The organism is Nitrospira sp., from assembly GCA_030692565.1.
GTDB lineage: Bacteria > Nitrospirota > Nitrospiria > Nitrospirales > Nitrospiraceae > Nitrospira_D.
This window is the reverse complement of record JAUYAO010000057.1, coordinates 199,716-213,728: the sequence shown is the minus strand read 5'-3', so window position 1 is coordinate 213,728 and position 14,013 is coordinate 199,716. Positions and strand designations below refer to the sequence as shown.

Sequence of the window (14,013 nt, the reverse complement as noted above, 5' to 3'; positions counted from 1 at the left end):
CACTCGTCTCAGTTCCTTCACACTCATGATGACCCTGTCCTCTCCGACCATCCAGCCCTCCGTCTGAAAGCCGGCAGTCTAGCAACGAAGAGGACATTTCTACTGTGGTGAAAGCGGACATTATCATTGTGGTATTACATGAAAGGACTTGCGATCTTCTTCCTTGAGCCTCGAACGCCTCAAGGAAGAAGATCGCAAATACAAATGGATGATTCTGGCTAGGCTTGGGAGGAGGGCGTCACGGTTGAGACTTCACTCGAGCAGGCGCTTTCCAGGCCGTTGTAGGCACTGACCGCAAAGAAATAACGGGTGTTGGGTTGGAGATCGGAAATCGTGGCGTTCGGTGCCTCGACAAATTGGGCCGCTTCATACGAACAAGAGCCCGACTGCCCGGGAGATTGCCGTCCGTAATGGACGTAGTATCCGACTATCGACGAACCCTGTATCGGATTCCATGCGAGTGAGGCTGTCGGGAGTGCCGAGCTTGAGGAGGTTGAGACGGCAGGCGCTCCGTCCCCGCCGCCACCGCAACCGGTTAGCAGCATGTAGGCCGTCAGCAACGTGCCTGTGGACAACGTACGCATAGATTGGCTTCTCAACTCATTGCTCATGTAAGGGGGTTCTTTCTACTTGATTGACGGCTGGAGCTACAACATCAAAATGTCGAACGGTGCGGACTGTTCTCTGCAGGCGTTGAGCTAGCGCTCAGTGCAACAGCTGCCATGATGAGTAAAATAAACAGGATCATTACTTCTTACTCCCGCATTGATGGATCTACCATTAGCAATACATAGGCCAAGAATAAACTTGTCTTTATTCAGCGTGAATATGGAGGTTTCTGAATGGAGTTCTTTCTCTGCCTTGCAAAGTTTGAATGATTTGACCTTCAGGTGGACGAGTATCTTGAGAGATTTTACGGCAATCTCTCATTCTGGCTGTGTAGGGATAAGCCTTCACTTCTACACATGTATTATCGAATTAGGGAGTGTGTGATTGAGTGTGGACGGCAATGGGAGGAGGGGGGATTCGTAGGCGCTAGATTTTGGATTGTGAGGCGGCCCTCTCTTGAAAATACCGATAGAGAAGCACGGCGTTGAGCAGGACGACGATCGAAAGAATACTGTAAGTGGTGAAGGTGCTTGCGAGTTTCAGCTCAACAAGGACTCTTGAAAGCCCAAAGCCGACGACTAGGGCATCAAAGCTCATGCAGAGCCGCCGGAATGTCTCCGGATCCATCCAACGGATCAAGAATACGCCGAGCGGAATACCCAGTAAGACGCTTGGCACGATGAAGGGGATCACCTCCATACTGCTGGCGCTGTAAAAACCTATGATGGTGTAAGCAATAGCCGTCAGGGTCGCTTCCGCCACCCGAATCACGCCCAGCGCCGCGCGAAAATCCTGCTTTTCATACCCCTGATTATTGAACAGTAACGCCAGCGGCGGTCCGGAGATGGTCGTGACAGAATAGAGCGTGCCGATGCCGACCCCGAACGGGACCCCGATGGTTTTTTCTGCTTTGATCGGTTTGCGGATGCCGGCCGCTTGAAGCAGAATCAACGGGAGCAGCATGAAGTAGGTGACGAACTTTACCCAGGCCGGTTGCACCATCGAGAGGATGTAGCTACCGATGGCGACCCCCATGGCGAGGCCGATCAGGATCGGCACGACACGCCGGAAAATATTGGGTATGTTTTGGCGATTGAGAAAGAGGACATAACTATTCAGAACCAGCTCCACGAGCACCATGGCCGGATTCAAAATACGATTCGTATAGAACAGCAGGGCAACCGGCATGGTAATCGAGGAGAAGCCGTAGCCCAGCGCGCCATTGACGGTCGCGGCGACGAAAGTAATGAGAACGAGGACGATCTGATCCATGGTTATCCTCTGCGATGGCTTGCTGCAAAATCATTGAGCGTACAATTATCGAGGATGCCGGCAATGGCATCGCGGACCGGGCCCATCACATGTTGGACCGGGCACTCGGCTTTGTCCGTATAGGGGCAATCCCGACATTTTTGATAGGCGGTCTTGCTCACGCAGCCGATGGGGGCAAGCGGACCATCCAGGATGCGGATCACTTGCCCGACGGTGATGTCTCCAGGGGGCTTGATCAAGGTATAGCCGCCTTTGAGACCGCGCCGGCTGGCCAGCAATCCCGCCCGTTTCAGCGCCAGAAGGATTTGTTCTAAGAATTCGATCGGAATGTGTTGGCGCTTGGCAATTTGGTGTCGCTGCAATGTCGTTTGTTCATAGGCAAGCGTGAGCTCAATGAGCGCTCGGAGACCATATTCGCTTTTCTTGGAAAGCTTCACGCCTTGTCTTTCTGAAATGAATTGACTTAGTCAAGTTTCGCCACATTAATGGAGGTCGATGAGATTCGTCAAGCTCCTGGTTGCGTTTACGATCTGGATCTCCTCAAAGGGATGTGGCGAAGCCCCATTCTCTTTCCATTGCGATAACACGATGCAACTCTTTGATCCATGAGGGAATGTTGCTTGACAGTATGAAAGCATTCTTGTTAGCTTGGCACGCTATTTTTCTCCAGCGGCAACCGGTGAGTCTTCTCTAGCAGGCTGCGGGAAAGCCCGGTCGATCCCGCACAGATGGCCGAGGTCGTTACGGTGGTGTTGAGGGAAGAACAACCTCAGGATGCTCAAAAAGGCTGTTCGGCAAGGCCGCAGTGAGTGAAGAGACGAGGAGGTACATACCAAGCTTCGCTTGACCCGCTCGCTTCGATCCATGCGAGCGGATAGGCCCTTCGCCTCAAGTCGACTCTAGGTACGTTGAGTCTCTGAGCGCGGCGAGAACGCCGCTGGCGGACTTTTTCAGCATTCTGCGAGAATCAATCGTTGGACCATTCATGAATTATCAGGACCTCATTCTGACGTTAAGCAGATTTTGGGCGGATCGAGGCTGCGTCATTCAGCAGCCGTACGATATGGAAATGGGGGCCGGAACCTTTCACCCGGCTACCTTCCTGCGCTCCCTCGGTCCCGAACCCTGGCGGGCGGCCTATCCGCAACCCTGCCGTCGACCCACGGACGGCCGCTACGGGGAAAACCCGAACCGCATGCAGCATTACTATCAGTACCAGGTGGTGCTGAAGCCGGCCCCCGACAATATCCAGGAGCTCTATCTCGAAAGCCTGGCTCAATTGGGGATCAATCCCAAGCAGCACGACATTCGATTTATCCAAGATGACTGGGAGTCCCCGACGCTCGGGGCCTGGGGGTTGGGATGGGAAGTCCGTCTGGATGGGATGGAGATAACCCAGTTCACCTATTTCCAGGAAATCGGCGGGATCGAGCTGGCGCCCATCACCGGTGAGATCACCTACGGGACGGAACGCATCGCGATGTATCTGCAGCAGGTCAACAATGTCTATGACCTGGCCTGGACCGATCAGATCAAGTACGGCGACATCCATCATGAAACCGAAGTCCAGGGTTCCCGCTACAACTTCGAAGAAGGCGATGTGGCGATGTTGATGCAGGCGTTTCAATCGCACGAGGCCGAATGTAAGCGGTTGCTCGCGCAGACCGAGAAGCGCTTAACGTTGCCGGCCTACGACTACTGCATCAAGTCCTCGCACGTATTCAATATGCTCGACGCGCGCGGTGCCATCAGTGTGGCGGAGCGCACCGGCTACATCGCCCGGGTCCGCGCGCTGGCCCGGCAATGCGCGGAACGGTACATCGAAGAACGGGCTGCCATGGGGCATCCCCTCATGGCTCGTGCGACAAAGCAGGGGACTCACTCCACCGGTCGCCCGCGATCGGCCGCTGCAAGCAAGCGGTCTTAATTGGCTGAGAAATTGTCTATGCCGAAAACTCAGAAACCATCTCGCGACAGTGGATCCACGAAGAAGGGGAGCGGGCGATCTGCTCCGGCGACCGCAGAGTTGCTGCTGGAGATCGGGGTCGAAGAGCTGCCCTATCAGTTCATCAGTCCCGCGTTGACCCGATTGAAAGAGTCCGCTGAGCAGTTGTTTGCGGAGCAACGACTTACCTTTCAGGCCGTCCGGACACTCGGAACTCCCCGAAGGCTGACGCTCGTCGTTGAGGGACTGGTCACGCAACAGGCCTCCGTCATGAAGGAGGCCATGGGGCCGTCCAAAGCGGTGGCATTCGATCAGGCGGGACAGCCGACCAGGGCTGCTGTCGGCTTTGCCGCGGGGCAGGGGGTGGCGGTAGAGGATCTGGAGGTTCGACAGACACCGAAAGGCGAGTATCTCTTCGCGGTGAAGCGTGAAGAAGGACGTCCTTCTAAAACCGTGCTCACAGAACTCTTGCCGCGGCTCGTGGCCAAGTTGTCATTCCCCAAAGCGATGAAGTGGAACGAAGCGGGTGTGCGGTTTGCCCGGCCGGTGCGATGGCTGGTCGTGCTCTTCGGCGGCGCGGTGCTACCGATCGAGGCGGCTGGAATCAAGGCGGGGAACCGGACGCGGGGTCACCGGGTGCTCGGCTCGAAGCAGGGGGTCGTCGTCAAGGATTGTGCGACCTATGTGAAGGCGCTGGAGAAAGACGGCGTCATTCCTGACCCGGAACGCCGTCGGGCCATCATAGCCGAGCAGATTTCGACGTTGTGCAAAAAGACGGGATTTGTGCTGAACCAAGACGACGCGTTGCTCGACCAGGCGGTGTATACGACGGAATGGCCGTACGCGATCATCGGGTCGTTCAAGGATACGTATCTTGATGTCCCCGAAGAAATTCTGATCACCTCAATGAAGGAACACCAGGGCTTTTTCTCGCTCCGTCATAAGACGACCGGGAAGTTGGTGGCGCATTTCATTGCGGTGGCCAACAATCGGGTCAAAGACATGGGCCTCATCCGTGAAGGCAATGAGCGGGTGCTGGCGGCGCGTTTGGCCGATGCCAAATTTTTCTACGACGATGACCGGACAACGCCACTACAGGAAAGAGTCGCCAAACTTGCCGGGGTCACCTTTCATCAAAAAATCGGGACGATGGGGCAGAAGCAGGCGCGCATTGCTGCCCTGGCGGTTTCGCTCGCTCGGCTGGCAGGTCTGAACGAATCCGTCATAAAGAATTGTGAACGGGCGGGTGCATTGTGCAAGGCGGATCTGCTGACCGGCATTGTCGGAGAGTTTCCTGAATTGCAGGGTGTGATGGGCGGCTACTACGCGCGGCACGACGGTGAAGCGCCGGCGGTGTGCCTGGCGATCCTCCAACATTATCGGCCCCAGTCGATGGAGGGCGCGATCCCCGAGTCGACCGAAGCGCAGGTTTTGTCGCTGGCCGACCGGTTGGACAGCCTTGCATCCTTCTTCCATGTCGGCATGGTGCCGACGGGTTCGGAAGATCCCTTTGCGCTGCGTCGTCATGCCACGGCAGTGGTGCGTATTCTCTTGGAAGGTAGCGTCCGATTGAACCTGGGCCGTGCCATCAGTGAAGCGCGTACCATTGTGGAGGCGGCAGGAATCAAGGCTGGTTCGAATCAGGGGGACGGCCAGCAGCGGCTGGTCGACTTTGCATTTGAACGGGTACGGCACTATGCCCGCACCGTCCACGGGTTGCGGGATGACGTCGTGAATGCCGTCGTGAGTGTGACCGATCGTCAGTCGTTCGACCTGCGGGATCTCCTGGCCAAGATGCAGGCATTACAAGCGGTGACCAGCCGGCCGGAGTTCGACCCGTTGATCGTGGGATTCAAGCGCGCCCATCGGCTGGTTGAAAAAGAGCAGTGGGATCGTCAGCCGGTCGCCTCAGCCGTCTTTCAAGATGCCACCGAGTCCGCTCTGCATAAGGCGGTGTCCGAGGAGCGGGAACGGATGGGGACCTCGATGCAGGCGAGCGACTACGGCAAGGCGCTGGAATCGCTGGTGTGCCTGAAGCCGGCCATCGACGCCTTCTTTGCCGCGGTCATGGTGAATGCCGACGACAAAGCGGTGCGCAGCAATCGGCTCTCGCTCTTGAAGGATGTGGATGACTTCTTCATGTCATTCGCGGACTTTTCCCAGATTGTGGTACAAGGGAGTTAGTCGAGGCATGGAGCTATGGTGCAGGATTTCCCATCGCAGGTTGGCCTGGCAGAACCGGGGAATGATGCACTGCGTTCCACCCGCGTTCAGCGGTATACGCGGGTCATCACGATTGTCCTGATCGTATTGTGCAACGGGATTTTCCTGCTCGGCATATGGGCGAGCGGCGTCAACCTGGATGAGCTAGTCAAGACGCAGGATCAGTTCAATCCGCAAGACGACGTGTGCCTTCGTCTCAGTTGGCAGCGTCTCGCCGGATCGGCTGAGCCGATCCGTCTCTGCTCCGAATGGATCAATCTCTCGGATCCGACAGGCAAGCCTCATGTGCTGGACAAAAACACCAAAGTACGGCAGGGTTCTGATGGGCGCTATTACGTGGATCATGGCATCAAGGCCGATTTTCGCCTCGTGGGATTTGTCGGATTTGTCGCGGCGGTCATCGTCTTCGGGATGTTGACGCGGCGGTATCTGGTCAATCGGTATCGGCATCAACTTGAATTGGCTGCAGGCAGACCAGTCGTCTAGGTTCAGTGGTCGATCGCAAAGGAGAGCAGGCGTGGCAAAGAAATACGTGTACTACTTCGGTGACGGCAAGGCAGAAGGCACGTCCAACATGAAGGAGTTGCTGGGCGGCAAAGGCGCGGGTCTGGCCGAGATGACCAACCTGGGCATCTCCGTGCCGCCCGGATTCACCATTACCACAGAAGCCTGCGCGGAGTATTACAAGCTGGGGAAGAAGTATCCGCCCGGGATGTGGGAGACGGCGTTGGCGTCACTCAAGCGGGTGGAACGGTCGATGGGGATGGGATTCGGCGATCCGGAACGGCCGTTGCTGGTCTCCGTGCGGTCCGGTGCGCGCGCGTCGATGCCGGGGATGATGGACACCGTCCTCAACGTCGGCCTGACGCTGAAGACGGTCGAAGGTCTCGCCGCCAAGACGAAGAACGAACGATTCGCGCAGGACAGCTATCGCCGGTTCATCACGATGTTCGGCAGTATCGTCATGGGAGTGCCGCGCGAGCATTTCGAAGCCATTCTGAATCACAAGAAAGAAGAAATGGGCGTGAAGCACGAGACGCAGCTCGATGCGCGCGCGCTGCGCGATCTCGTGGAACGCTTCAAGTCGCTGGTCAAGGAAGAGACCGGCAAAGGGTTCCCGGACGATCCGAATGAGCAGCTGAAGCTGGCGATCGATGCCGTGTTCTCATCCTGGAACGGCGCGCGTGCCATCACCTACCGCCGGCTGAACGGGATTCCGGATCACTGGGGCACGGCGATCAATGTCGTGGCCATGGTGTTCGGGAACATGGGCGACACCAGCGGCACCGGCGTGGCCTTTACCCGCGACCCCAATACGGGTGAGCGGAAGTTCTTCGGTGAGTGTCTGATGAACGCGCAGGGCGAAGATGTGGTGGCCGGCATCCGGACGCCGCTGCCGGTCACGGAGTTGGGCCGGACCGTGCCTCCCGCCTACAAAGAGCTGGAACATACCTACAAGCGCCTCGAGAAACATTACCGCGACATGCTCGACCTGGAGTTTACGATCCAGGAGGGCAAGCTCTACATGTTGCAAACGCGTGTCGGGAAACGGACCGGCATCTCTGCCGTGCGGATCGCCGTCGAAATGGTCAAAGAAGGGTTGATCACCAAGCGCGAGGCCGTGCAGCGGGTCGGCCCGGATCAGCTCGCGCAATATCTTTATCCGATCTTCGATACCCAGTCCGAAGCTGGTTCAACTCCCTTGGGCAAAGGCCTGCCGGCCGGGCCGGGAGCGGCGGCGGGAAAGATCGCCTTGACGCCGGATCGCGCCGTCGAGATGAAGGCATCCGGGCAACGGGTCGTGCTGGTCCGCGATGAAACCAGCCCCGACGATATTCATGGCATGAATGCCGCCACCGGCTTCGTGACCGCGCGCGGCGGGATGACCTCCCATGCGGCGGTCGTCGCGAGGCAGATGGGCAAAGTGTGCGTGGCCGGCTGCGAAGCGGTCGAAGTCATCGACAATCAATCGGTGCGGATCGGCTCGAAAGTGTTCCGTGAGGGCGACTATCTGTCTGTGAACGGGTCCACCGGCAATGTGTATGACGGCGATATTCCCGTCATGGAATCCGAGATCATTCAAGTGGTGCAGGGGAAGCTGGATGCGAAGCAGTCGCAGAAGTATCAGCTCTTCGCGACCATCCTCTCCTGGGCGGACAGCGTGCGGACGATGAAGGTGCGGGCGAATGCCGATGTGCCGGATCAGGCCAAGATCGCCAGGGGGTTCGGCGCCGAAGGGATCGGGCTCTGCCGTACGGAACACATGTTCTTCGCGGAAGACCGTATTCCGATCATGCAGAAAATGATTCTGGCCCGGACGAAAGAAGATCGGGAAAAGTATCTGGAGCAGTTGTTGCCGCTGCAGAAGCAAGACTTCATCGGACTCTATCGTGAGATGGAGGGATTCCCCGTCACCATTCGCCTGCTCGATCCGCCGCTGCACGAGTTTTTGCCGAAGCGCGAAGAGCTGATGGTGGAAATCGCCCAGCTGGAGTTGACCGGCAAGGACGGAGTGAAGCTGGAGGAACAGCGCCGGTTGCTGGCCCGCGTCGAGGAGCTGCATGAATTCAATCCGATGCTGGGACTGCGCGGCTGCCGGCTGGGCATTACGATGCCGGAGATCACGCGCATGCAGGCGCGCGCCATTATCGAGGCGGCCTGTGAGCTGGCGAAGGAAGGCAAGAAGATCGTGCCGGAAATCATGATTCCGCTGGTGGGCATGGTGGCGGAAATGAAGTCGCAGAAGGATCTCATTCGCGAAGTCGCGCAGGAGACTATGAAACGGTACGGCGTGAAGCTCTCGTACCTCGTCGGGACGATGATCGAATTGCCCCGCGCCGCCGTGACCGCCGAACGGATCGCGGAAGAAGCCGAGTTCTTCTCCTTCGGCACGAACGATCTCACCCAGACGACCTTCGGATTTTCCCGCGACGACGCCGCGAAGTTCATCGACCACTATCGCACCGTGAAGATCATGGATGCGGATCCGTTTGCCACGCTCGATCGTGAAGGCGTCGGATCGTTGATGAAGACCGCGATTGCCGGCGGGCGCAAGTCGCGACCCGGGATCAAGCTGGGGATCTGCGGCGAACACGGCGGCGATCCGAGCTCCGTCGAATTTTGCAATCAGCTGGGGTTGGACTATGTGAGCTGTTCGCCGTTCCGCGTGGCGATTGCTCGGTTGGCCGCGGCTCAGGCGGCACTCGCCCATGCAGACGCGAAGCCGGTTGCATCCAAGAAAGCCGTGGCGGCGCGCGTCAAGACGGTGAAATCCGTGAAGGTCTCGAAGGCCTCGAAGTCCCCGAAGTCTGTGAAGCGGGCCAAGCCGGCGCCCAAGAAGCCTTCAGCCAGCCGCAAGAAACGGTGACGGACCGGACACGAGATCTCCACTATATGACGTTGGCTCTTCGCCTTGCGGCGAAGGGCCAAGGCAAAACCAGCCCCAACCCGATGGTTGGGGCGATCGTCGTCTCCAAGGGCCGCATCGTCGGGCAAGCCTATCATCACGCAGCCGGCCAACCTCATGCGGAAGTACTCGCGCTTCGCCAAGCCGGATCTCTGGCGCGCGGAGCGACGCTCTACGTGACCCTCGAACCCTGCAGCCATCTGAAGAAGCGCACTCCACCTTGCGTGCCGGGGGTGATTCAATCCGGCGTGCATCGCGTTGTGGTCGCCATGCGCGACCCCAATCCGGCGGTCAGTGGGAACGGCCTCGCGCAACTGCGTCGAGCCGGATTGGCCGTCACGGTCGGGGTTGCGCGGAAGGATGCGGAGGCGCTCAATCGGGCCTATTGTCATTGGATCGTCAACGAGCGGCCTTACGTGACGCTCAAGGCGGGGATGACTCTGGATGGACAGATCGCAACAGCGCGTGGCGAGTCCCAGTGGATTACGGGGCTGTCATCGCGGCAGGAGGTTCATCGTCTGCGAAGTGCGATGGACGCCGTGATTGTGGGCATCGGGACGGTACAGAAAGATAACCCGTCCTTGACGGCGCGCAACGCGCCCGGTCTGACGGCTCTGGCTGCGACTCAGCCGACGAGGATCGTGGTCGATAGTTCTTTGCGTATCGCGCGCTCAGCTAAAATCCTCACGCAACAGTCTCGTTCGAAGACGATCATCGCCACGACGAAGGCTGCCTCACAAGCCCGATGTCGGGCCCTCGAACGACAGGGGATCGAAGTGCTGCAGTTGCCGAGTCGCGGTGGCCATGTGTCGCTGAAACATCTGATTGCGGCGCTGGGAAAACGCGGGATGGCCTCGGTCATGGTCGAGGGAGGCGGAGAGTTGAACGAAGCGTTCTTCAAGGCCAAGCTGGTGCATCATGTTCAACTGTACGTCGCGCCGACCCTGTTGGGCGGGGCCGCATCGAAAGGCGTGATCGGGGGAGCGGGGCCTCGCCGGCTGGCCGATGCCTGGAAATTGAGACAGATGCGCACCAGGGTGCTCGGGACGGATGTCGTGGTCGAAGGCGACGTATAGCAGGATGCTGAAAAAGTCCGCCAGCGGCGTTCTCGCCGCGCTCAGAGGCTCCACGTACCACACAGAGTACGCCTCGCCTCTTCGCTTGCTGCGGCCTTGCTGGGCGGCCTTTTTGAGCATCCTGCGGTGGTTCTTGGCTCGACCTTATCCTGAAGACCGTTACCGTAATTGTAGAGCGATGAGGAATCTTTTCACGATCAGGCAAGCAACTCAGTACGTGTGTTCCCTGCTGGTCTGGTGTTGCCTTGCCGCAGCGGGCGAGCCGGTCTGGTCCGCTGAGCCCCAGCCTGCGAATCAGCCGCTCGCGGCCGACGTCTTTTCTTACCTCGACGAAGCGGATAGCACGAAAGCGGAAGTCGTGCTGCAACGACTGCTCGCCAATCCTGATGCGACGATTGACCTGATCAGCCGCGCCATCCAGACCGGGCGAACCTATCAGGCCATGCCGGTCGGGACGATGGCGGAGGAACGGATTGCGGTCCGCGAGCGTACGTATCACTATGCGCTCTCGGTTCCGCTCACCTATCAGCCCGGCAAGGGATATGGACTGGTCGTCTGTCTGCACGGGGCGGGGTTTTCCGGTGAGGCCTATCTTGAACGATGGCAGAATCGCTTAGGCGATGACTATATTCTCGTTTGTCCGACCTATCCGTCCGGCGCCTGGTTTACCAGGCAGGCGGAGGACCTCGTGCTGGCCGTCATCGAACGGGTGCAGGCGCAGTATCACGTCGATCCGGACCGGGTGTTTCTCACGGGCATGTCGAACGGCGGGATCGGCACCTGGTTGATCGGGATGCATCATGCGCAACGGTTTGCCGGTCTGGCTCCGATGGCCAGCGGCCTCGACGGCGTCCTCATGCCGTTTCTTGCCAACTTGCGGACCACGCCGGTCTACATCATTCATGGCGCGAAAGATCAGGTGATGCCGGTGGAGTTGAGCCGGACGATCTCGCGCGAGCTCGCGGCGATCGGCTATCCGCACATCTATCGTGAGCATGAACGCGAGCATCCGATGGCCGGCGGACATTTCTTTCCTCGCGAAGAGTTGCCGGACCTGGTGACCTGGATGAACGCACAACACCGGAACCCGTTGCCGACCGCGCTGACGGTGGTCCGTGAGGCCAGTCATTTTCAACCGTTCGGCTGGGTGCGAATCGACGCGACCGATCCGATCGCCGCCTTTGCGGACGATCTGGTCTCAAAGCGCGATGAGTTGACCAGGAAGAAACGCTACGCCAGGCTGGATGTCTCAGTGACCGCGTCCAATCGTATCGAAGTCGAAGCCGGGCTCGTGCAACGCTACACGCTGTTTCTGAACGATCAATTGGTGGATGTCTCCAAGCCGGTCACCGTCGTGACGAACAAGCAGGTCTCATTCGAAGGAATGGTCACGCCGTCGGTCGAGACGCTCCTGCGCCAGGCGCGGGCGCGCAAAGATCCGCGGCAACTCTTTACGGTGCAGCTGCCCATTCAGGTGTCGAAGCCCGCGCCATGAGCAGGGGCGTTGCTATCCGGATCGACGTCCGTGTGATCGGCTTGCTGTGCGTCCTTGCCGGCATCCTGCCTCAGCCTGTGCTCGCAGATCCCTGCCGGCTTGCTTCTCAGCATGCGGGCGTCGCGTTCCCTGTCGAGCGACTCGATCCCGCCTGGGTCTGCCGTCTCCAGCCGATCATCGATGACTTTACAACCGCCAACAAAGTCGGGCCGGTACTGACGCCGCTGCCGGAGTCGGTCTATGTGTATTTGTTGGATCGGCCGCCCGTCGCTGCGGCGCTCGTGAATCGCCTGGAGTTAGGGCTGTATAAAGCCGAGGCGCGGGGGCCCGGCCGCTATTGGGGGGACGACGGTGAAGGGACGGTAGGATTGGTCGAACTGGTCTATCAGGATCCGCATCATCGCCTGTATTATCTGGAAGGGTCGCACCACAGCACACTGCTGCCGCACTTGACCGGCAAGGCTATCGTGATGCTCAGCATGGCGACAGTGAAAGATGCTGCCGGTCAAGAGGCCGTCGAAACGACGCTGGTGTCCTATACCAGGTTGGATAATCGAGTATTGGCCGGACTCGTGTCGCTGCTGCGTCCGCTGGTCGGGCGCACGGTCTCTCGCAAACTGATGAAGGGGGTGGACGCAGTGAATCGGTTGGGGATGGAAATGCGGCGGCATCCTGAACGAGTCCTCTTTGAGGCGACCGATCCGCCACCGTTGCCGCCTGAGGACGTAGTGTTCTTGAAACAGGCGCTGGCTGGTATGCCCAGGATCGGCAACATCCATGAAAAAGGACCGGCCTCTCGATGACATCATCGCGCAGCTTTCTCCTGATCTGCACCGTCGGGATCTTTTGCTTCATCAGCTACAACATGGTGCGTATGCCGGTGCTGGCCTTGTTCGCCGAGCATCTCGGGGCAGGCCCCGAACGGATCGGGCTGATCGTGTCAGTGTCGACCTTGACCGGCGTGCTGCTCAAGCTGCCATCCGGCGCTTTGTCGGATATCTACGGCCGGAAATTTTTGTTGCGCATCGGGGTTGTGGCTTTCGGCCTGCCGCCGTTTCTCTATCTCTTCATCACGGACCTAAATAGCCTGACGATCTTGCGGTTCGTGCATGGGTTGGCGACGGCCATCTTTGCGCCGAGCGCACTGGCGACCGTCGCGGAGTTGTATCGTGAACGCCGGGGGGCGGCGCTGGGGACCTACACGGCTTGCACACAGTCGGGGGCGCTGCTCGGGCCGTTTATCGGCGGGTATCTTGCCCATGTAGCCGGGTTCGATTTTGCGTTCATCACAGCCGGGGTCTGCGGCTGCATCGCGATCGTGCTGTTTTATAGTATGCATTTGGATGTGGCGACGCCGCGCGTGCATCAGAAGGGGATGCGGCCGCTGCTGGCGGAGATGTGGAAGGGATTCGTGATTGTGGCGCGGAACCGCAAGGTGCTCATCACCAGCGCGACCGACGGCGCCAAGATGATCGCCAACGGCGCGCTCATGGCGTTTCTTCCGCTCTATGGGCTCACGGTGGGGTTGAATCCGGGCGAGGTCGGGCTCTTGTTCAGTGTGCAGGCCGGCACATCCTTCTTCTCCAAGCCGATCATGGGGCGGGTGTCCGACCGGGTGGGGCGGCAGCCGCTGATCATCATCGGCCTGCTGATCTGCGCCGTGACCTTCGTCTGTATGCCGCACGTGTCGATCTTTGCTGGGTTGCTGCTGCTCTCAGCCGGATTTGGTTTTGGAGAAGCGGTGGTGTCCTCGTCCTCATCGGCGCTGGTAGCGGATAGCTCAGAGTTCAAGACGCTAGGAGCGGGGATGGGGATGCAAGGCACGATTATGGATATCGGTCATGCGAGCGGGCCGTTGCTGGCGGGCATCCTGATTGCCAATATGAGCTACGCCGGGGCCTTCACGATTATCGCGAGCCTCCAGATCGCCGCGGCCCTGGTCTTCTGGCTGACGATGAGGAGTAAATAAAACGTTTCCTGGTTTTGT

The 14,013-nt window shown here is 59.0% G+C and carries 11 protein-coding genes; 8 read left to right on the top strand and 3 right to left on the bottom strand.

Annotated features, from left to right (window positions below):
* Nucleotides 1-218: 218 nt before the first annotated feature.
* The 3 genes from Q8N04_16665 to Q8N04_16655 form a co-directional block, all read right to left on the bottom strand.
* Nucleotides 219-584 (bottom strand): fibronectin type III domain-containing protein, encoded by a 366-nt coding sequence (locus Q8N04_16665; protein ID MDP3092307.1) that lies wholly within the window; start codon nucleotides 582-584, stop codon nucleotides 219-221.
* Nucleotides 585-1,035: 451 nt separating this feature from the next.
* The gene (locus Q8N04_16660) at nucleotides 1,036-1,881 is read right to left on the bottom strand and encodes a sulfite exporter TauE/SafE family protein (protein ID MDP3092306.1); all 846 of its coding nucleotides are present in this window, start codon (nucleotides 1,879-1,881) and stop codon (nucleotides 1,036-1,038) included.
* Nucleotides 1,882-1,883: 2 nt separating this feature from the next.
* Nucleotides 1,884-2,318: an Rrf2 family transcriptional regulator gene (locus Q8N04_16655; protein ID MDP3092305.1), complete on the bottom strand. Its 435-nt coding sequence runs from the start codon at nucleotides 2,316-2,318 to the stop codon at nucleotides 1,884-1,886.
* Nucleotides 2,319-2,866: 548 nt separating this feature from the next.
* On the opposite strand from Q8N04_16655, the gene Q8N04_16650 reads away from it, so the two are divergent.
* From Q8N04_16650 to Q8N04_16615, 8 genes are all read left to right on the top strand, one after another.
* On the top strand, nucleotides 2,867-3,808 hold the full coding sequence (locus Q8N04_16650) for a glycine--tRNA ligase subunit alpha (GenBank protein MDP3092304.1): 942 nt from the start codon (nucleotides 2,867-2,869) through the stop codon (nucleotides 3,806-3,808).
* Between the two features lie 18 nt (nucleotides 3,809-3,826).
* A complete protein-coding gene (gene glyS, locus Q8N04_16645; protein ID MDP3092303.1) occupies nucleotides 3,827-6,010 on the top strand; it encodes a glycine--tRNA ligase subunit beta in 2,184 nt (727 codons plus the stop codon).
* Between the two features lie 15 nt (nucleotides 6,011-6,025).
* Nucleotides 6,026-6,535 carry a hypothetical protein gene (locus Q8N04_16640; GenBank protein ID MDP3092302.1) on the top strand — a complete coding sequence of 170 codons (510 nt, stop codon included), beginning with the start codon at nucleotides 6,026-6,028 and terminating at the stop codon, nucleotides 6,533-6,535.
* 31 nt (nucleotides 6,536-6,566) lie between these two features.
* A complete protein-coding gene (ppdK, locus tag Q8N04_16635) occupies nucleotides 6,567-9,416 on the top strand; it encodes a pyruvate, phosphate dikinase (protein MDP3092301.1) in 2,850 nt (949 codons plus the stop codon).
* A 26-nt stretch (nucleotides 9,417-9,442) separates the two neighbouring features.
* Nucleotides 9,443-10,531: a bifunctional diaminohydroxyphosphoribosylaminopyrimidine deaminase/5-amino-6-(5-phosphoribosylamino)uracil reductase RibD gene (ribD, locus tag Q8N04_16630; GenBank protein ID MDP3092300.1), complete on the top strand. Its 1,089-nt coding sequence runs from the start codon at nucleotides 9,443-9,445 to the stop codon at nucleotides 10,529-10,531.
* A gap of 217 nt (nucleotides 10,532-10,748) precedes the next feature.
* Nucleotides 10,749-12,026 (top strand): prolyl oligopeptidase family serine peptidase, encoded by a 1,278-nt coding sequence (locus Q8N04_16625; GenBank protein ID MDP3092299.1) that lies wholly within the window; start codon nucleotides 10,749-10,751, stop codon nucleotides 12,024-12,026.
* On the top strand, nucleotides 12,023-12,829 hold the full coding sequence (locus Q8N04_16620; GenBank protein MDP3092298.1) for a hypothetical protein: 807 nt from the start codon (nucleotides 12,023-12,025) through the stop codon (nucleotides 12,827-12,829). The genes Q8N04_16625 and Q8N04_16620 overlap by 4 nt, the downstream gene beginning before the upstream one ends.
* Nucleotides 12,826-13,995 carry an MFS transporter gene (locus Q8N04_16615; GenBank protein MDP3092297.1) on the top strand — a complete coding sequence of 390 codons (1,170 nt, stop codon included), beginning with the start codon at nucleotides 12,826-12,828 and terminating at the stop codon, nucleotides 13,993-13,995. The genes Q8N04_16620 and Q8N04_16615 overlap by 4 nt, the downstream gene beginning before the upstream one ends.
* The last annotated feature ends 18 nt before the right edge of the window (nucleotides 13,996-14,013 follow it).